The 19,457-nt window shown below is 53.3% G+C and carries 14 protein-coding genes; 6 read left to right on the forward strand and 8 right to left on the reverse strand.

Going from position 1 to position 19,457, the window contains the following annotated elements; genetic code table 11:
* Positions 1-100 precede the first annotated feature (100 nt).
* The 3 genes from AC3ZPD_RS01750 to AC3ZPD_RS01760 form a co-directional block, all read right to left on the reverse strand.
* Positions 101-1,027 carry a carbohydrate ABC transporter permease gene (locus AC3ZPD_RS01750; protein ID WP_490982537.1) on the reverse strand — a complete coding sequence of 309 codons (927 nt, stop codon included), beginning with the start codon at positions 1,025-1,027 and terminating at the stop codon, positions 101-103.
* Positions 1,027-1,962, reverse strand: coding sequence for a carbohydrate ABC transporter permease (locus AC3ZPD_RS01755; protein WP_490982538.1), 936 nt, complete (start codon positions 1,960-1,962; stop codon positions 1,027-1,029). Before AC3ZPD_RS01755 ends, AC3ZPD_RS01750 begins: the two co-directional genes overlap by 1 nt.
* 64 nt (positions 1,963-2,026) lie before the next feature.
* On the reverse strand, positions 2,027-3,376 hold the full coding sequence (locus AC3ZPD_RS01760; RefSeq protein ID WP_490982539.1) for an ABC transporter substrate-binding protein: 1,350 nt from the start codon (positions 3,374-3,376) through the stop codon (positions 2,027-2,029).
* Positions 3,377-3,696: 320 nt separating this feature from the next.
* On the opposite strand from AC3ZPD_RS01760, the gene AC3ZPD_RS01765 reads away from it, so the two are divergent.
* From AC3ZPD_RS01765 to AC3ZPD_RS01775, 3 genes are all read left to right on the forward strand, one after another.
* Complete coding sequence (locus tag AC3ZPD_RS01765) at positions 3,697-5,295, forward strand: acetate--CoA ligase (protein WP_490982540.1); 1,599 nt, start codon at positions 3,697-3,699, stop codon at positions 5,293-5,295.
* Positions 5,296-5,328: 33 nt separating this feature from the next.
* Complete coding sequence (locus AC3ZPD_RS01770; protein ID WP_490982541.1) at positions 5,329-5,559, forward strand: hypothetical protein; 231 nt, start codon at positions 5,329-5,331, stop codon at positions 5,557-5,559.
* A gap of 176 nt (positions 5,560-5,735) precedes the next feature.
* The gene (locus tag AC3ZPD_RS01775) at positions 5,736-6,842 is read left to right on the forward strand and encodes a DNA alkylation repair protein (protein ID WP_490982542.1); all 1,107 of its coding nucleotides are present in this window, start codon (positions 5,736-5,738) and stop codon (positions 6,840-6,842) included.
* Between the two features lie 83 nt (positions 6,843-6,925).
* Here the strand turns inward: AC3ZPD_RS01775 and AC3ZPD_RS01780 are convergent, their stop codons facing one another.
* The 3 genes from AC3ZPD_RS01780 to AC3ZPD_RS01790 all read right to left on the reverse strand — a co-directional run bounded on the left by AC3ZPD_RS01780 (position 6,926) and on the right by AC3ZPD_RS01790 (position 11,391).
* Positions 6,926-8,155 (reverse strand): sugar efflux transporter, encoded by a 1,230-nt coding sequence (locus tag AC3ZPD_RS01780; protein WP_490982543.1) that lies wholly within the window; start codon positions 8,153-8,155, stop codon positions 6,926-6,928.
* Positions 8,156-8,362: 207 nt separating this feature from the next.
* Positions 8,363-10,216 carry an LTA synthase family protein gene (locus tag AC3ZPD_RS01785; protein ID WP_490982819.1) on the reverse strand — a complete coding sequence of 618 codons (1,854 nt, stop codon included), beginning with the start codon at positions 10,214-10,216 and terminating at the stop codon, positions 8,363-8,365.
* 80 nt (positions 10,217-10,296) lie between these two features.
* A complete protein-coding gene (locus AC3ZPD_RS01790; protein ID WP_490982544.1) occupies positions 10,297-11,391 on the reverse strand; it encodes a TIGR03943 family putative permease subunit in 1,095 nt (364 codons plus the stop codon).
* Positions 11,392-11,686: 295 nt separating this feature from the next.
* Here AC3ZPD_RS01790 and AC3ZPD_RS01795 point away from each other — a divergent pair, with 295 nt between their 5' ends.
* Positions 11,687-13,552: an assimilatory sulfite reductase (NADPH) flavoprotein subunit gene (locus AC3ZPD_RS01795; RefSeq protein WP_490982545.1), complete on the forward strand. Its 1,866-nt coding sequence runs from the start codon at positions 11,687-11,689 to the stop codon at positions 13,550-13,552.
* Positions 13,553-13,591: 39 nt separating this feature from the next.
* On the forward strand, positions 13,592-15,316 hold the full coding sequence (gene cysI, locus AC3ZPD_RS01800; RefSeq protein WP_490982546.1) for an assimilatory sulfite reductase (NADPH) hemoprotein subunit: 1,725 nt from the start codon (positions 13,592-13,594) through the stop codon (positions 15,314-15,316).
* A 283-nt stretch (positions 15,317-15,599) separates the two neighbouring features.
* Here the strand turns inward: cysI and AC3ZPD_RS01805 are convergent, their stop codons facing one another.
* On the reverse strand, positions 15,600-16,340 hold the full coding sequence (locus AC3ZPD_RS01805; protein ID WP_490982547.1) for a spermidine synthase: 741 nt from the start codon (positions 16,338-16,340) through the stop codon (positions 15,600-15,602).
* Between the two features lie 377 nt (positions 16,341-16,717).
* Between AC3ZPD_RS01805 and AC3ZPD_RS01810 the strand changes: the two genes are divergently transcribed.
* Positions 16,718-18,325 (forward strand): type 2 periplasmic-binding domain-containing protein, encoded by a 1,608-nt coding sequence (locus tag AC3ZPD_RS01810; RefSeq protein ID WP_490982548.1) that lies wholly within the window; start codon positions 16,718-16,720, stop codon positions 18,323-18,325.
* Positions 18,326-18,466: 141 nt separating this feature from the next.
* On the opposite strand, the gene AC3ZPD_RS01815 is transcribed toward AC3ZPD_RS01810, so the two are convergent.
* Complete coding sequence (locus AC3ZPD_RS01815) at positions 18,467-19,246, reverse strand: Cof-type HAD-IIB family hydrolase (RefSeq protein ID WP_490982549.1); 780 nt, start codon at positions 19,244-19,246, stop codon at positions 18,467-18,469.
* Positions 19,247-19,457 lie beyond the last annotated feature (211 nt).

Consider the following 19,457-nt stretch of genomic DNA (forward strand, 5'->3'; position numbering starts at 1 on the left):
GCAGCCGGCCTCTTTCGTATATAAAAAGCAAAAAGACCCTTTTCCGAGAAAAGGGTCTTTTTGCGCCGCAAGCGGCGGCTGGGCAAGGCAGAACCCGGCTTCAGCCTTTCGTAGCCGAAGAAATGTTCATGCCTTCGATAAAATATTTTTGGAACAGGAAGAACAGGAGCACTACAGGCAAAAGCACTATGACCGATCCGGCCATCAGGTAATGCCACTGGGTCGTTTCCGTGCTTTTGAAGGCCTGCAGTCCGATCTGCAGGTTAAACAGCGATTCGGAGTTGATGTAGATGAGCGGTCCCGTAAAATCGTTCCAGGCTCCCTGGAACGTCATGATCGCAATGGTGGCGATCACCGGCAGGGAGAGGGGAAGCATCAGCTGCCACCAGATCCGGAAATGGTTCGCTCCGTCCACCTTGCCGGCTTCGATCAGCTCATTCGGAATCGTCAGGAAAAACTGCCGGACCAGGAAAATCTGGAAGGCGCTCCCGAAAAAGCCGGGCACGGTCAGCGGCAAATACGTATTGATCCAGTGCAGCTTTGAAAAGAGAACATACTGCGGGATCAGCGTGACGAAGCTGGGGATCATCATCGTGCCGAGCATGATGGAGAACAGCAGTTTTTTGCCCCTGAAGCGTATTTTGGCAAAGCCGTAAGCGACAAACGTATTGGACAACACATGGGAGAAGACGCCGATGCCTGCGAGCAGCAGCGTATTAAGCGCATATCTGCCGAAGTTGCCTTTCTGCCAGGCATGAATGTAGTTATTCCAATGCACCTGCTTGGGCACGATCGTCGGCGGATAAGACATGATTTCCCGCATCGATTTGAGCGACGTCGAGATCATCCACCATAAAGGGACCAGCATGAGCAGGCCAACAAACGTCATGAGCAAAAACATGAGCACCGTGACCAATTTTCTGCTCATCGGTTTCGCCGGCGAAGCGGCCATAAGCGCAATTTTTCGCTCTTGTTCACGTTCGCGCTCGCGCGCATATTCTCTTTTGCTGTACGCCGTCATGTTCATTACTGTTCACCCCCCTCATAGTGGACCCAGAATCTGGACAAGGTCAGATTGATCAGTGTGAGCACCAGCACGATCAGGAACAGGAACCAGGCCATCGCCATTGCGTATCCCATGTCAAACACCTTAAAAGCTTTCAAAAACATGTGCAGATTATAGAACAAAAGGGAGTTCATAGGCGCTCCAGGGTCGTTCCCGTAGCCCATGACGTAACCCTCCTGGAAAATCTGGAAGCCGCCGATCAAACCGGTCACGATTTCGAAAAAGATCACCGGCGTGATCATGGGCAGCGTCACGTGCCAGAACTTGCGGAGCCGCCCGGCTCCGTCGAGCTCGGCTGCTTCATACAGCTTGTTCGGAACGGCCTGGAGGCTGGCCAGATACAGCAGCATCATGCTGCCTGCTCCCCAGAGCTTCATGAGGATGATGGCATTTTTGGTCCAGGCCGGGTCGGTGAGCCAAGCCGGTCCGTCGATGCCGAGCCAGCTTAAGGTCAGGTTCACCAGACCGGCGCTGGGGGAAAGCAGCATCATCCATAATACGTAAACGCCTACCCCGGACAAGACGGACGGCAGGTAAAACACGGTCCGGAAAAGCCGGATGCCCGGCATCTTCCGGTTCAGAATCACGGCCAGCAGCAGTCCCGCCGCCGTCTGCAGCGGTACGCTGATGACAACGAAATACAGCGTGTTCCTGAGCGATTTCCAAAAAAGCGGATCGTGGTTAAGCATATTGTCATAATTGCTGAAGCCGATCCAGGCCATCTGCGAAGTGATGTCATAGTTCGTAAAACTCGCATAAAGCGAGAAAAGCATCGGACCGGCGGTAAAAAGCAGGAACCCCAGGATCCAGGGACTGATGAATACAAATCCCTGCCAGGCTTCCCGGCTGGCGAGCGACCTGCCTTTTCTGGCTGCGGCGGGCTGGAGGAGTGCCATGTTCTGCACCTCTTTCTTAGGATTGCTGAAAGTAAAAGTAAATTAGCTTAACGTGAGGGCGCGTTTATTTATTTCCGGATACGAGCTTCTCCACGTCGGCCTGGGCTTTGTTCAGCCCATCCTGGATGGAGGTTTGTCCCAGCATAATCGCGTCCCGCTGCGGGTTGATCAGGTTCATGTAATCCGGTGCGTTCAGCGGATTAGGCGTCAGCTTCGTATGGGCAAGGTTCTCTACGGAAGCTTTATAGACCGGATTGGACATCAGCTCAGGCGAATTAGAAGCTTCCTTGTTGGCGACGTTGTCGAAGTTTTTCTCCGCCCAGTAGGTTTGAGCTTCAACATCGGTCATGTATTTCAGGAACTCCCACGCTTCGTCCGGATGTTTGGCGCCAGCAGGAATTTCAATGACGAAACCGCCGCCGACGCTCCAGTGTCCGGCACCTTCTTTCGTTTCGGGCAGGGGAGCTACGCCAAAATTGATTCCGTCTCCGTAATCGCGGATTTGCGTATAGAAATTAGTCACGTCGGTCCAGATGGACACTTTGCCTGACAGGAACGGGTTGGCCTGCTGGCTGCCGAAATCCGCTTTGAAGGCATCGATATTTTTCTGCCCGAGCCGTTTCGCGTTGTCCAGGATATACTGCATGGCTTCGGCTTTGGCCGGCGCGTTGACGATCGGTTTGCCGCTGTCGTCGAAGAAGTTGCGGCCCCCGTCGAAGTTCAGCTGGAGCAAATTCCAGTCGGAGTTGAACTGCGGCGAATAACCGATATGGGTATAAGTATTGCCGTGTTTCTTATCCAGCTTCCGGGCCACCTGCTCCAGCTCGTTCCAAGTATCCGGGAATTTGTCCGGATCAAGGCCGGCGGCTTTAAAATCATCTTTGTTGTAGAACATCATGCGGGTATCCGTATTAAACGGAAGCGCGTAAGGATCGCCTTTGTAAAGCACTGTATTCCACAGCTCCGGGAAAAACCGGTCCTGCACCTTGTCGCGTTCGACGTATTTGGACAGGTCCATCGCTTGGTTTTTGCTGGCCCGCTGCTGGACCGAGTTGATATCGTTCATCATGATATCCGGCGGGTTGCCGGCGGAAACGGCGGCAAGCTCCTTGGTGAAAATGTCGGAATAAGGATAATAGCTGTGTTTTACAAAAATTTTGTCCTGCGATTTATTGAAATCATCGACAAGTTTTTCAATAATCGGCCTGCGGGTTTCGGAGCCCCACCAGGTCCAGTAATCCAGCACGACCCGTCCCTCAGGGCTGACGGAGGAGCCGGAGCCGGTGTTGGCTGCAGCGTCCGCCTGGGCGGCTCCTGGGCCGCCGGACGTGCCGCCGGAGCAGGCCGCAAGCATGGATACAAGGCAGGCCACGGCCGTGAATTGGAAGGCTTTTTTCATCTGTTTGAATGGCATTCAGGTAAACCCCCTTGAGTGAAGTAATTATGACACTTATTTAACCTAGCTTGCCGAATTTGCAACAAAGGAAATGAAAAAAGGGAAAACATGGCGGTGAATAGGCGGGGGGAATTTGGTGTAAATATCAGGTGAACGCGGTGCAAATACAGCATGCATGGCGCAGGCGTTCTTCATGAATTCAGCATGAATTTTAGGAGGAAACAGGTCCGTAAGGCAGGAAGATCTATTTAAATTCGTTGGTACTAGTACCAGCTACTAGGATAAAGTGTTATAATCAAATCATAAGCAGTGATTTGGACTAAAAAGGGGACAGCAGGGTGAACGTACAGGAATGGATTGCGCCAGAGGTTTATAACATCGCTTCAGAAGTGGAAAAACATCCAAAGGACAAAACGGCGCTTAAATGGCTGAGTGAGGACGGCAAAGATAAAGAAATTACTTATGGCGAACTGGTCGTCCGGATGAACCGGCTGGCCGGCGGCCTGAAGCAGCTGGGGCTGGAAAAAGGGGACCGGGTGCTGGTGATGGTGCCGCGCACGATTATCGCTTATGTCATTTATTTGGCCTGCCTGAAGCTGGGATTGGCAGTTATCCCTTCCTCGGAGCTGCTCCGCGCCAAGGATTTGTCCTACCGCCTTCAGCATGCGGAAGCCAAGGCCGTTCTGGCCTGGGGAAAATTGACGGGGGAAGTCGACAGAATCGAAGAGCCGCTTCCAAACCTGGCTCACCGCATTGCCGTTTCAGAGGAAATGTCCGAGCCGCAGGAAGGATGGCTGGACATCAACGGGCTTATGGAAGGCCAGCCGGATACGCTTGAGGCCGTTCAAACCCGGCGCGAAGATATGGCAATTCTGGCTTATACTTCCGGTACGACGGGGAATCCCAAAGGCGTCGTGCATTCCCACGGCTGGGGATACGCTCACCTCCGCATTGCGGCGGGAAATTGGATGGATATCCGCCAGGACGACATCGTTTGGGCAACCGCGGCCCCGGGATGGCAGAAATGGATCTGGAGCCCGTTCCTGTCCGTGCTGGGAAGCGGCGCTACCGGATTTATCTACAGCGGTTCGTTTTCTCCGAAACGCTACCTGGACCTGCTGGAGAAATACAGAATTCAAGTGCTCTGCTGCACCCCGACCGAATATCGGCTGATGGCGAAAACGGGAGGACTGGAGGAGCACGATCTGGGCGCGCTGCGGAGCGCCGTTTCGGCAGGCGAGCCGCTTAACCGCGAAGTCATTGAGATTTTTGAACGCAAGCAAGGGCTCACGATCCGCGACGGATACGGACAAACGGAAAGCACGCTGCTGATCGGGGCCCTGAAAGACGCCCCGCTGCGGATTGGCTCCATGGGGAAAGCGCTGGCTGCGGGCATCGTGGAAATTGTGGACGACGAAGGCCGTCCGGCCGCTCCGGGCGAAGTGGGCAATATTGCCGTTCATGAGGATATGCCGGCGTTGTTCCGTACGTATTACAAAGATCCTGAGCGGAAAAAATCCAGCATGCGCGGCGAATATTTCCTCACCGGAGACCGCGCTTCGCGGGACGAAGAGGGTTATTTCTGGTTCGAAGGCCGCGGGGACGACATCATTATCAGCTCAGGCTATACGATCGGGCCATTCGAAGTCGAGGAAGCGCTGATGAAGCATGCAGCCGTAAAGGAATGTGCGGTGGTGGCAAGCCCGGATGAAATCCGCGGCCATATCGTAAAAGCTTTTGTCGTGCTGCGGGATGGGGAAGAGGCTTCGCCGGAACTGGCGAAAGAGCTGCAAAACCATGTGAAGCAGATTACGGCGCCTTACAAATATCCGCGGAAAATTGAGTTTGCAAGCGATCTTCCTAAGACCAGCTCGGGAAAAATCCGCCGGGTCGAACTCCGCGAGCAGGAGAAAAACGCCGCGAAACCGAATCATTAAATCCAAGGTCCCTGGCCCGACGATTCGCCATGAATGGCCGGTTGGCGAGAGGCAGAAGCGCTGGGAGCCGGACTGGAGCAGAGGAAACAAATCGCCGAACAAATGAAGAGGCTGCTCGAACGGGGAGAGACCGGGGATGAGCAGAAGATCGAGGAGCTCAACCGGAGCATCTTGAAGTACAACCGTTCTGTGCCCAATCCCTTGCTGCAAAAAGGGCTGGTGACCCCTGAAAATTTCATGCAAAAATATGATCAGTGGATGTGAGCGCCCTTCGGGGCGTTTTTTGTTGGAATCGTCATGCGAACATATATGCGTATATAGGTTTTATAGTGTTATAATAAAAAAACGAAATCAGGTTTGGGGCTAAGAGCTAGAGCTCGATTAAACCCTAAATGAAAGTCAGCCGCTCTGCGGACTGCAGGCGGGAAAGGAGAATTTTTTTGGCAGAGCCACTAAAAAACGTATACAACGAGCCTTTTATCAGGCAGCTTGGAGACAAGCTTCACACGGCATACCCGCCGTTTGACCGGGAAGGATTCGCCCGTTCCGTTCTGGAAGCGGATTGGGAAACGCTGGAGCTGAAAGCGAGGATGCGCAAAATTACCGAAACGCTCGGACGTTATTTGCCGTCCGCTTATCGGGAGGCCATCGCGGTTTTGTTTGCGATTGACCGGGACTGCAGCGGCTTTCCGTATTTGATTTTTCCGGATTTTGTGGAGGTGTTTGGCCGGGCCGAGGAAGATTGGGACCTGTCCATGCAGGCGCTGGAGCGTTTTACGCCGAAATCGTCGGCCGAGTTTGCCGTAAGGCCTTTCCTGCTCCGCGATCCCGAGCGGATGATGAAGCAGATGCTGACCTGGGCCGGGCATCCGAATGAACATGTGCGCCGATTGGCCAGCGAGGGCTGCCGGCCCCGGCTTCCCTGGGGACAAGCGCTCGGCATGTTCAAGAAAGACCCGGCCCCGATTTTGCCGGTGCTGGAGCGCCTGAAGGCCGATCCCTCCCTGTATGTCCGCAAAAGCGTGGCGAACAATCTCAATGATATAGCCAAAGACCATCCCGGTCTCGTGATCCGGCTGGCCCGGCAGTGGGCGGGCCAGGATTCGAACACGGACTGGATCATCCGCCATGGCTGCCGGAATCTCGTCCGTAAAGCGGATCCAGAAGTGCTGGCCCTCTTCGGTTATGCGAATCCGGAGGAGGGGGAAGCTCTGGCGGCCGCTGCCGCTCTATCGGCATCCCCGAAGAAGGCGGCCATCGGGGAACAATCCGAGCTGGCTTACGAGCTGCGCATCCGGGACGGGGAAGCGGCTCACATTCGCGTCGAATACGGCGTGGATTTTGTGAAGGCGGGGGGGAAGGTTTCCCGGAAGCTGTTTCTGCTGAGCGACAAAACGGTGCCGGGCGGAACAAGGATCGCCGGGACCCGCACGCACCGCTGGGCCAATCTTACGACCCGCCGCCATTATCCGGGGCTGCACAGGATCGTGCTGCTCGTTAACGGAAGGGAGATCGCGGAAACGGAAGTGCAGCTGTTGGAGGAGTAACATACAACGGTCTTAGCTGCAAAAGGCGGCTCCAAGTCCTGTTCTGGACTTGGAGCCGCCTTTTTTGTTTTATCAACCCGGGTTCAGGCTTCTATCTTAACCGATGGGGTTTGGCTTGCGGCCGGTTTGGTTCGAGAAAGCAGAACGAAAGAGGCAAGCACCAGGATCAGGCATACCCAATACACGTTGCGGAACCCTGCAAACTGGGATACGGTGCCGCCCGTCAAATTTCCGGCCACCTGCCCAAGTGTCGTAGCGTTCGTATATAAAATAGTTGCAAGCCCCGGCAAAGTCGGCAGCAGGTCCTGAAAATAACTGAGCGCAATCGCAATGACCATAGCGACAAAGGCGGCTTGCAGCACTTGACCGGCAATGATGGGCCACAGCTCATGAGTCTGCAGCAAAATAACGTGATAAAGGGCTGCCAGGATGCAGCCGATCATCATCATGGCCCGGCTTCCGATTTTTGCGGCGACCCCGCCGAGGCCGATCATGAGCGGTATTTCCAGCCCGGCGCACAAAGCGACGACAAAACCGGCCTGGCTTTCCGTGCCGTGCAGCTGGTTGACGACAAACAGCGGAATGGTCTGGTTGTAAACGGTATTGCAGGTATTCAGCAGAATCAGCGTGACGAACGGAAGCAAAATGAGCTTGTTGCGAAGCCCTACGCTGCCGCTCATGTTATCGGCAATAGGTTTGACGTTTACCGCAGATTTCACGGTTTTTTTGTTCTTCAGCAGGAAAAAAACGAGCAGCCCGATGCCTATAAACAGGCTTGAAGTTCCAAGAAATACGCCTTTATATCCGATGTTCAGCAGCAGCAGGCTGCCGACCAAAGGGCCGATCAGAAATCCGGCGGAGAACAGGGAACGTAGCAGCGAATTGGCAAAGGTGGAATCGACGGCTTCCTTGTTTTCATTCACCGCTTCCCGCGCGGACGCAAAAATTTGCGGCATCGCCGGAGCGCCAAGCCCGACCAGCAGCGAGACGCAGATCAGCAGCGTTATATAGTTATGGAAGATCAGAAAAGAGGCGTAGCCCATCGCCGAGCAGCACACAGCGGCAACGATGACCGCTTTGCGGTTAATGCCGTTATCGGAAAACCGGGCCAGAATCGTGTTCACCGCCACGCCGCTTAAAGCCAGAACGGCCATAAACAAACCGTAGGCCCCGGTGCTCATGCCGATGACTCTGGTGCAGTATAAAGATAAATAAGGGCCCGTTACCCCGATCGAGACGCCAAGCAGCAGCATCGCCACGACGTACATCCCGTAATTTTTAATCCGGAAGAGACTTCGTATTCGGTCAATCAATGGTTTCCCTCCAGTTGCTGTCTAACTCTGATGTCAGCTTTTACAGTCCTAAAAAGTTATTTTAGCATAAGTTGACCGGATGAACAGTGGGAAATGATCGTTTTCAGGCCAAAAAAAAACGCACGCCCGGAGGCGTACGCTAAGTCTTTTTAACTCTAAATTCTTTTAACCCGTTTGCAGCGAAAAATAACTATCGGAAGATTATCCTTATTTCCGTATCGGCAGCGAGGAGACAAAACCGTCGGACATGCTGACCAGCTTGCGGGCCTTGTCGTATTCCGTCTGCGCTTCCAGCGGCTTGTTCACCAGGTCGCCGTTCAGCTTGTAAGTTTTGCCGTCGCTGAAGCTGGTGCCCGGCACAAAGGCGCCCTGCTCGGTAATAAAGGAGCCGGAAGGGAGGTAATACCGCTCCGGAAGCACGTTTTCCGTATGGTTAAGCAAATCCTGGCCAAAGTGAACCTGATCCTTCAGAGAAACCCCGAGCAGGTTGGCGATCGTCGGATAAATATCCGATTGCCCGCCGATCTGGTCAAACACCTTCGCGCCTTGGCCGGGAACCGATACCACCAGCGGGATGTTCATCATGTCAGGCACGGTATACGTCCGGCCGTAGATTTCCTTCATGAGCGCTTTCTCGCCATTATTCAGGGAGTAAACCGGGAGACCCTGGTGATCGCCGTACAGGACGATGACGCTGTTATCCCAGACGCCGCTTGCTTTCAGCTCCTGAATGAACTGGCCTAGCGCATAGTCCGCATAATTCTGGGCCTGAATATAATCGCCTACAAGCGTGCCCTTAAAGCGGTCAGGCAGCTTCATTTTGAATTTCGCTTCCGGAATCCGGAACGGATGGTGACCGGACATCGAAATGATTTGCGCATAGAAAGGCGTGCCTTCCTGTTGGAATTTCGCTAATTCTTCGGAGGTCTTTTTGTAAAGCACCTCATCGGAGGAGCCGAACGCTACCGGATCGCTGTCGCCGAAGAACGTATTGTCGTAATATTTTTCCCAGCCCAAGGCCTTGTACAGCTGATCCCGGTTCCAGAAAATGACGCTGTTCGTATGGAACGTTGCCGTCCGGTAGCCGTTTGCGGCTAAAGTCTTCGGCATGCTTGGCAGCACTTTGTCCGCATAAACCTCGGAGGCCGCGCCGTTTGGCGGAACATACAGGGAGGTATTCACCACAAACTCGGCGTCGGCCGTGTTGCCCTGTCCCACCTGCTGGAAGAAATGAGGGAAATAAAACGTGTTTTTCACCAAGGCATTCATGTTTGGCGTAACTTCCTGGCCGTCTATTTTCAGATTGATCAAGAAATTTTGAAAAGCTTCGAGCTGCAGGATAATGACGTTTTTGCCTTTGGCCGCATTCCAATAGGCCGGCTGAGCCGGATCGGTGATTCCCTTCACCTGGGCTACCTGATCCGGGGTTACGCTTTGCGGGTCTATCTTCAAGTCTTTGGAAGTTCCGAAAGCGACGTACACTTCATAGTTGATGACGCCCATGTTTTTGGCCTGCTGCAGCTCGTTCATGCCGTTTCGGAAAGGAAGGATGGTTACGGCGCACAGCACGAGCATGACCACTTGGCCGATGCCGAACAGACCACGGTTTCCCTGAACCCGGAGGCTGCGTCCGAAAGCCTGGAACCGTTTATTGGACAGCATAAGGACGAAGATAACCACGATATCCGTATAAATGAGCAGGTAATAAGGATCCAGCAGGGAAAAAACGCTGCTGTTGACCTCGGAAACCTGGTTCACCTGGCGAAGCTCGTGATAAGTTACGATGACGCCGAAATATTTGTAATACATAATTACGGCAAAATGAATGACCGTCAGCAGCAGATCCACGATCAGATAAGCGCTAAGCTTGCGTTTGTACGCATAACTTTCCAGCAGGCTGAAGATAAACCACACCGGCGGGATTCCGACAAGCAGAGACAGGATCAAACTGCCTTCGGTTCTGAATACAACGGCCCAAACCAGCACCATTTTTAAAAGCATAACGATGGAGAAAAAGACAAATGGCGTAAGCGCAATTTTCCTCCAGGATATTTGTTTCATCAAACCTGATCGCTCCCTTTTACGTAAAAAACTTGTTGCAGAAATGGCCGCAGGGCCGCTCTCCGATTTGCGGGCTTTCCCTAGAAGGTACGGTACACGTAGGGATCGGATGGAGCCTCAATCGTTTTCCAGCTGTCCACCTTTAAAACGGGCAAGGTTTGTTTAAACGGCTGGTACAGCTCGGAGGTTAAAGTTCCGGTCACATGCACCCATTGATCGTCCTGAAGTTGGGTCTCCTTCGGAAATTGCACGAGCATGCCGAAAACGCCGGAATCCGCCACGCAATGGATAAAACCAAAGCGGAATACAAAATAATTCCCGGCCTGGGTTTGTTCGCCCTTGTAAATGAAACCGTCGAAGCTGATGGTCTTGTCGGAAAACTTATCGGGAAAATTGTAGAGGGCCTCGAGGCCGCTCAGATAAGTTTTATCCGTCAGATCCAGCTCGGGCTGGTTCTCGAACCCGGCCAGTTCTTTCTGGGAGACGGTCTTGTAGCCGGATTTCCCGTAAAAAACGCTGGTGTCGGGTTTCAAAAACTGGTGATAACCCGGATTGTCGTTGGATACGTCGATTGCAGGAAAGGAAAACCCTTTCGCTTTGACAAAGCTCGAATCCAGCGTTTCCACCGGGAGGAACAAACCCGTTGCCACCGGAAAAATCAGCACCGCGTAGGTCAGCCAGCGGATGATCCGGGATGAGCTGGCGTGCTGATGGCCGTGGTCCGCGTGCGAGTGGCCGTGATGGTGCGAGTGCCCATGCCCGTGATGTTCGTGCGGCACGGAGTGTACGTGCTCCGTCGCAAGTTCGTGCGGCATGGAAGGCCCGGCGCCCGGCGCGGCAAGTCCGTGATCGCAATCCTTCTGATCTGCGTACGGCGTATGTTCTTCGTCAGAAGTGACGCGGAAGGGTTCCTGCCGATCATCGGCCTGTTCCCGGTTCACCCGGATGCTTTTGCCGGTTACCTCCAGGACAGGGGGCGTTTTTTGCCGGGTTCTGCTATTCCTTTCCCTGGCATAGAAACGGGCAGCTTCAAAAATGAACAAAAGAATCAGCAGCACAATAGAGCATACCGACAGGTAAGCGTATTTGGTGTTGATATATTTGTTCAGATCCCCGTCGAGCTGCATTTTTAGAAATACCATAATAAATCCGGCTAGGACGTAAAGTCTTACCATTCGACTGACCCCCAAATGGCATAGTGTAAAGCTCATCTGTCTATTATCTTACAATTCAGACGAAAAATCTAATTTCCTTCAAGAGCCGCTTCTCCTATGGCCAAAAAGGATACGTTACTCCTTTATAACGTTTACTAATGAGTTCTATAAGAGGAAGCAAATTGACCCTGTCTACCTTATATGTTACGTTCAAGTGAGCGAAAGATATAAACCTTCAAAGTTGATCGATTTAAAAGGAATTAAAATTAAAAGGAATTAAAATTAAAAACATGTATGCTGTGCGAGGTGGATGTAGTTGGAACTTTTAGTTACGAATAGCCCTTTTACTCAAGAGCAGGCCGAGCTTCTGAACCGTCTGTTGCCGACGTTAACGGAATCCCAGCGGATCTGGTTAAACGGTTATCTGGCCGCCTTTCAGGCCGCTCCGGTTCAGGCTGCAGCCCTGTCCTCAACAGCTGCGGGCCCGGCTCCGGAAGCCGCAGCAGGCCCGGTTACTGCCGCCGCAGCACCGTCCGCCCCGAAAGAAGCGACCGTCCTGTTTGGTTCCCAGACGGGCAACAGCCAAGGATTGGCCAGAAAGCTGGGTCAAAAGCTGGAGCAGCTGGGCTTCCAGGTGACGCTGTCGTCCATGAGCGATTTCAAAACAAACGGGCTTAAGAAACTTCATTATTTGTTTATTGTCGTAAGCACGCAGGGCGAAGGGGATCCGCCGGACAACGCGATTGCGTTCCACGGTTTCCTGAACAGCAAGCGGGCTCCCGAATTGAAGGATCTCAGCTATTCCGTGTTGGCGCTGGGGGATACCTCTTATGAGTTTTTCTGCAAAACCGGCAAAGACTTCGATCAGCGGCTTGAGGAGCTGGGCGCAAAGCGGCTTGTTCCCCGCACGGACTGCGACGTCGATTTCGACGAGCCGGCGGCGGAGTGGATGAATCAGGTGCTTGCGGCCGTTGGTCAGAGCCAGCCAGAATCGGCATCCGCATGGGTTAGCCGGACAGAGGCGGGGGCGTCTGCAACCGCCGAGGTACAATCGGAATATTCGAGAATCAACCCGTTCCATGCGGAGGTTCTTGAGAACCTGAATTTGAACGGACGGGGTTCCGCCAAGGAAACCCGCCATCTGGAGCTTTCGTTGGAAGGCTCCGGACTGACTTATGAACCGGGCGACAGCCTGGGCATTTATCCGGAGAATCATCCGCGGCTGGTCGAAGAGCTGATCGCCGCCATGGGCTGGAAGCCGGATGAGACTGTACCCCTGGATAAGAAGGGACAACAAGGCCCGCTGCGCGATGCGCTGCTGCGGCATTACGAAATTACCGTGCTGACCAGACCGCTGCTGGAACAGGCCGCAAAGCTTGTGCCTGACAGTGCGCTCAAGGAATTGCTGGCGGCCGGCCGCGAACAGGAGCTGCGCAGTTATCTGCACGGGCGGGACCTGCTGGATCTTGTGCGGGATTACAGCCTGAAGGGCGTCCCGGCCGGTGATTTCGTCGGCATTTTGCGCAAGCTGCCGGCCCGCCTTTATTCGATTTCAAGCAGCCCGTCGGCAGCGCCGGATGAAGTGCATGTCACGGTCAGCGCGGTCCGTTATGAGAACGGCGGGCGCGAGCGCTACGGCGTTTGCTCCGTCCATTTGGCCGAGCGGGTGGAGCCGGGCGACAGCCTGCCGGTATTTATCCAGCAGAATCCAAACTTCAAGCTGCCGGCCGACCCTGACGCCCCTATGATTATGATAGGTCCCGGCACCGGGGTTGCCCCCTTCCGCTCGTTCCTGGGCGAAAGGGAAGAGCAGGGCGCAGGCGGACGGACCTGGCTCTTTTTCGGGGACCAGCATTTCGCGACGGATTTCCTGTACCAGGTGGAGTGGCAGCGCTGGTTGAAGGATGGGGTGCTGACCCGGATGGACGTGGCCTTTTCCAGAGATACAGACCAGAAGGTGTACGTGCAGCACAAGATGCTTGAACGGAGCTCCGAGCTGTACAGATGGCTTCAGGACGGCGCTTATGTTTACGTTTGCGGCGATGAGAAGCATATGGCCCAGGACCTTCACGGCGCGCTTCAGAAAATTCTTGTGCAAGAAGGCGGGATGAGCCCGGAAGCGGCATCTGAATACCTCGCCGACCTGCAGCAGCAGAAACGCTACCAGCGGGATGTTTATTGAGGATAAACAGAAAGGCCGTTCTGAAAGGAGATAGAGGAGATGTCAGAAAATCATTTATTGTCGCCTAACAGCGCACCACACAGCGACGTTGAAGAAATTAAACGGAAAAGCGATTATTTGCGGGGCAGCCTGACGGAAACGCTGGCGGATCCGATTACCGGCTCCATTCCGGAAGACGACAACCGACTGATGAAGCATCACGGCAGCTACATGCAGGATGACCGGGATTTGCGCAACGAACGGGCCCATCAAAAGCTCGAGCCTGCCTACCAGTTTATGCTGCGTGTCCGTGCCTCCGGCGGGGTCGTGACCCCCGAGCAGTGGCTTATGATGGACCGTATTTCCCACAAATACGGCAACGGATCGATCCGGCTGACTACCCGCCAGTCGTTCCAATTGCACGGCGTGCTTAAGTGGAACCTGAAAAATACGATCCGTGAAGTTAACGACGCGCTGCTCAGTACGCTCGCGGCCTGCGGCGACGTTAACCGCAACGTGATGTGCAACCCGAATCCGTACCAGTCTGAAATTCATGGCGAGGTCTATGAATGGGCGACCAAGGTGAGCAAACACCTGGATCCGCGCACCCGGGCCTATCATGAAATCTGGCTTGACGAGGAGAAGGTGATTGACAGCCGGGATCAGGACACCGAAGTGGAGCCGATCTACGGGCCGGTTTACCTGCCGCGGAAATTCAAGATCGGAATCGCGGTTCCGCCGTCCAACGACGTGGACGTGTTCTCCCAGGATCTTGGTTTTATCGCGATAGTCGAGAAAGGGAAACTGGCCGGCTTCAACGTGGCGGTCGGCGGCGGTATGGGAATGAGTCATGGCGATCCGAAGACGTATCCGCAGGTTTCCAAAATCATCGGCTTTTGTACGCCAAAGCAGATGGTGGATGTCGCGGAGAAAATCGTGACGATCCAGCGGGATTACGGCGACCGCTCCGTTCGCAAGCACGCCCGCTTCAAATATACGATCGATGACCGCGGCATCAACTGGCTTATAGAAGAAATGACCGCGCGGCTCGGATATTCGCTTCAGGAAGCGCGTCCTTATCATTTCGACCATAACGGCGACCGCTATGGCTGGGTGAAAGGGAGCAACGGCAAATGGCATTTTACGATGTTTGTCCAAAACGGACGAGTCAAAGACTTTGACGATTATCCGCTGATGAGCGGACTCCGTGAAATTGCCAAGATCCATACCGGCGATTTCCGTCTGACGCCGAACCAGAACCTGGTGATCGGCAATGTCAGCAGCCAGAAAAAGAAAAAAATCCAGAGCCTGATCGACCAGTACGGCTTGACGGACGGCGCTCATTATTCGGCGCTGCGCCGAAATTCGATGGCCTGCGTCGCTCTTCCGACCTGCGGCCTGGCCATGGCCGAATCCGAGCGTTATCTGCCGGCGCTGCTGGACAAAATCGAGCCGATGCTCGAGGAGGCGGGTCTCCGCGAGGAGGACATCGTCATTCGGATGACCGGCTGCCCGAACGGCTGTGCAAGACCGATGCTGGCCGAGCTGTCGTTTATCGGCAAAGCGCCGGGGCGTTACAACATGTACCTTGGCGGCGGTTTTACCGGCAATCGCTTGAATAAGCTGTACAAGGAAAATATCGGCGAAGACGAAATTTTGAACTCGCTGCAGCCGATTATCAGCCGTTATGCCAAGGAACGGCTCGACGGCGAGCATTTCGGCGATTTTACAATCCGTGCCGGATACGTACCTGAAGTGCTGGACGGACGGGAATTCCACGCTTGATCTTCGGCATTTCGAGTTTAGGCATCGCAGCAGAAAAAGCGCTCCTGTCCGGAGCGCTCAGAGTGTCGAGAAAGTCCAGAGGACTTTTCGACACTCTGTTTTTTATATGGGGAGACTCATCTTTTAAAACAAAAATGGATTTAAAACGATCTGAGAACCCATTTTTATAAACTAATAAGGCAATTTTAAACCCCGTGCAAAAAACAGGGGGTTTCTCGACAGCCTGAGCGCTCCTGTCCGGAGCGTTTTTTGTTATGGGCAGTAATATCATATTTCAATCCTTCTAATCCCACAGCAGATAACCCGGGGGAAGCAAGATTTCCGTAAATCCGGCCATATGGCGGGATTGGTACAACAGCGGTTTGGCTGAACCCGTCAGAATGAAATTGACTACGTCCCCGCGGTTTTCCGCTTTTAAAGAGAAAACTTGAGTATACGCAAAATGTTGGCCCAGCGTTTCGCCGATCGCGCCGAGCAGAGCGTTCTGGCCGGCTCGCCCGGTCAGGTTCAACATCACCGTTCCGCCTGGCTGCAGCTTGTCCGAAACGAGGCAGAAGAACTCCATGGAAACCAGGTGCCCGGGCGTGCCCTCCGCATTAAAAGCATCCAGGAGGACGTAATCCAGCTTTCCGGATGGCTGTTGTTCAAGTATTTTTCGCCCGTCCCCTACAATTACGTTATCACCGCTATAGCCAAAATAATCCCGGCTGATCCGGACGACCAGGGGGTCTAGCTCGGCGACCGTCACGTTTTTTCCGGCCAAATATCCCGATAAGGTTCCGATTCCATGCCCGATCATAAAAACATGTTCGAAAGACGGAGCGTTGTGCTCCATCAGATGAAGGATAGCCCGGGGATATTCAAACAGAATCCGCTGCGGATCCTCCAGGTCCATAGCGCCCTGATTCGCTTCACTGGCAAACTGCAGAACCCGGAAGCGGCCTTTCTGTCCGTCCAGCTCGTCCGTATCGTAAACGGAAAGTTCATGATGGCCGGTCTGGCTTTGAAATAAGAAATGCTGCACAAAAATCCTCCAATCGGCTGCCGCCTTGACTGATACAGACCAGTATAAGGGGTTCCAACAGACGGAGCAATCTTTAGGTGTATGACAAACAGGCCCTTTTTTTAAGATCATATTTGACACATTCCAAACATGCGAGAATTTGGAAAATCCCGCCTTATATAAGGCTTTGCAAGCTAAAGCCGCCTGTCAGACCAGAGCCGAAGGAATCCTTTTTAACATAGCAAAAATAACATATTTACGTCTGTCATTGTCTTCATTACACTTTTTTGTAAGCGCTAACAAATAGCGGTTACAGAGGCGCTCCAGTTAAATAAGGGTCGCAGCTGCGGGTCCAAGATGAAGCCGCTCACTACAAAGGAGACAGGAGGAGTCATTTGATGAGAAAAAGCTTAAAATCATGGGGGATCATCCTGAGCCTGACGATGCTTGTTTCCCTGCTTGCCGCATGCGGTTCCGGCTCGGCGGGGAACGGGGGAAAGGCTTCCGGCTCTGCCGAAAGCGTGCATAAGGAAGGTTTTCCGATCGTCGACAAGCCGATCACCTTGTCCGTTTTTGCGCCTGACGTTGGTGCTGCCAAATGGGATACGATGCCGGTGTTTCAAGAAATGGAGAAAAAGACCAACATCAAGCTCACATTCCAGACCGCTCCCGTGGACAGCTTTGAGACCAAAAAGAATCTGGTATTTGCGAGCGGGGATCTGCCGGACATCTTTTATGCCGCAAGTCTGACCCCGGCCGAACAGGTCACTTACGGCAGCCAGGGGACGCTGATTCCGCTGGAGGGCCTGATTGACGAGTACGCGCCGAATCTCAAGAAGCTATTGGATGAGAATCCGGATATCCGAAAGTCCATCACGACGCCGGACGGCCATATTTACGCTCTGTCATATATTGACAAAGGCGCTGTATGGTACAAAAGCCCGCTCTACTATAACGGAAGTTTCCTGAAAAAGCTTGGCGTGACCAAACTTCCCGAAACGCCGGATGAGCTGTACGACTATCTGAAGCGGGTGAAAACCGAAGATCCGAACGGCAACGGACAGGCGGACGAAATTCCCCTCACCTCCACGAAGCTGAAGGATATTCGCGTCCAGCTGCTGGGCTTCTGGGGCATGTATGACGAGGTCTATTATGCGGATAAACAGGGGAAAGTGCACTATACCCCGCAGGAGGAAGGATACAAGGAGTACCTGACTTTCTTGAACCGGCTGTGGAAAGACGACTTGCTTGACCATGAGACGTTTTCTCAAACGGATGACCAGAAGAAAGCCAAAGGGAAAAACAACCAGGTTGCGCTGTTTAACGACTGGCTGCCTTACTTTATGCTCGGCGGGGAACCAAACACCGATAATCCGTTTATGGAACCGCTGAAAACGGGCTTCCCGGATTCGCCGGTCGTGGCGAAAAACTCGGGCATTTCCAAAAACGGCACCTTTGCCATCTCCAAAACCAATCCGGCGCCGGAAGCGACGATGCGCTGGGTTGATTATCAGTATGGTTATGAAGGTTCGACTTTGTTCAACCAAGGACCGGAAGATGTGTTGTGGAAATATACGGACAAAGATAAGCATATCAAAGAGTGGCTGCCCGTTCCGGATGGAGGAGACCGCGAGCAGTATCGCGGCACACTGACACCAAACTACGGCATCACGACGCCTGGTGTCAGCCTGCCTGAAGTTACCCAGGGCTTGAGATCCGAAATGGATGATTGGGTCGAACAGGAAAATCAGGCGAAAATTTTGCCTTATGCAAAAGTGCCTTATCCAAACGTCTACCTGACGGAAGAGGAACAAAACGAGGTCACTTCGCTTCAGTCGGACCTCGGCAGCTATGTGGAGCAAATGGAGGCCAAATTCGTGACCGGTCAGGAACCGCTCTCGAACTGGGACAAATATAAAGCCCAAGTGAAGAAAATGGGCGGCGACCGCATTGCGGAGATCTACCAGGCCGCTTATGACCGCTGGGATCAGCAGGCAGCCAAATAGGATAGGAAGCCGGGCCTGATGGGCTGCTGCAACTCAAGGGCTCGCCTAATCCGCATAAATTAAGGTTGAACAAAAAATCAAAGCTGGCGTTCACGGACCGTTGGATCCGGAAGAACGCCAGCTTTTGTTTTCTTCAAAAAATTACAGCAGCCCGACCATTTGCAGGCCGTGCAAAATACCGTCTTCATCGGCCGTTTTGGTGACGTATCTGGCCGCGGCTTTAGCCTCAGGTACACCGTTGCCCATAGCGACGCTGTTTGCGATCTGCGTCAGCATCTCGATGTCGTTCAGCCCGTCCCCGAAAGCGTATTGGCGTTCAGCGGGAATGCCCAGCGCTTCGGTTATTTTGGCGATGCCTTTCGCTTTGGAGCCGCCAGCCGGAATGATGTCGGTGGAGTAAGGATGCCAGCGGATCAGATCGAAGGCTTTAAATTGCTGCTCGTATTCCTCTTCTTCACCCTCGACGCAGAACAGCAGGGATTGATAAATATCCCGGTTTTGATAGTAGAGCGGGTCGTGGGCGGGCAGATTCTGTATCTTTAAGGTCCCCATGCTGGTAGCGACGAATTCGTGATCCGGGACCGTCACCTTCATATCCTCGTGATCCATATAAACGACGGGATGATTACGCTGGAGAGCCAGGTCCGTCAGCTGCTGCAAGGCGTTTTTATCCATGGGATTCGTGTAAATCGCTTCGCCGCGCAGGACGACGTACTGGCCGTTGTAGCTGACGAAGCTGTCGATGTCCAGCTCTTTCCGAAGCTCTTTAAACATAAAGGGAGCCCGGCCGGTTGCGATCGCTACTTCATGGCCCAGGCGTTTTAAGGCAAATACCGCTTCTTTGGCGGAAGCCGGCACCTTTTTATCCTCTCCCAGCAGCGTTCCGTCAATATCGAAGAAAATAATGCTTCTCTCCGTCATTTTTTTCACCTGACTTTCAGAAAATTTTTGTTCATTTGCAATTAGTCTTCATCATTATAGCAAACCATTCTGAAAATGGCCGGAATACCGCTTATTTTTCCTTCTCTTTAACAATTCTTACATGGAGCTAACTTTTCTCGGAGCGAATTTTCATGTTCAGCCTATATACTTGGAGTGCTAGCGAAAATATTCGACGTTTATTCAGGAGGGA

The organism is Paenibacillus mobilis, assembly GCF_058267595.1.

What these genes read in the sequence shown, in the direction of transcription:
- AC3ZPD_RS01815 (WP_490982549.1), bottom strand. Translation starts at nt 19,246, where the DNA reads ATGACGGAGAGAAGCATTATTTTCTTCGATATTGACGGAACGCTGCTG.
- AC3ZPD_RS01785 (WP_490982819.1), bottom strand. Translation starts at nt 10,216, where the DNA reads ATGAAACAAATATCCTGGAGGAAAATTGCGCTTACGCCATTTGTCTTT.
- AC3ZPD_RS01790 (WP_490982544.1), bottom strand. Translation starts at nt 11,391, where the DNA reads ATGGTAAGACTTTACGTCCTAGCCGGATTTATTATGGTATTTCTAAAA.
- AC3ZPD_RS01755 (WP_490982538.1), bottom strand. Translation starts at nt 1,962, where the DNA reads ATGGCACTCCTCCAGCCCGCCGCAGCCAGAAAAGGCAGGTCGCTCGCC.
- AC3ZPD_RS01760 (WP_490982539.1), bottom strand. Translation starts at nt 3,376, where the DNA reads ATGCCATTCAAACAGATGAAAAAAGCCTTCCAATTCACGGCCGTGGCC.
- AC3ZPD_RS01810 (WP_490982548.1), top strand. Translation starts at nt 16,718, where the DNA reads ATGAGAAAAAGCTTAAAATCATGGGGGATCATCCTGAGCCTGACGATG.
- AC3ZPD_RS01770 (WP_490982541.1), top strand. Translation starts at nt 5,329, where the DNA reads ATGGCCGGTTGGCGAGAGGCAGAAGCGCTGGGAGCCGGACTGGAGCAG.
- AC3ZPD_RS01750 (WP_490982537.1), bottom strand. Translation starts at nt 1,027, where the DNA reads ATGAACATGACGGCGTACAGCAAAAGAGAATATGCGCGCGAGCGCGAA.
- cysI (WP_490982546.1), top strand. Translation starts at nt 13,592, where the DNA reads ATGTCAGAAAATCATTTATTGTCGCCTAACAGCGCACCACACAGCGAC.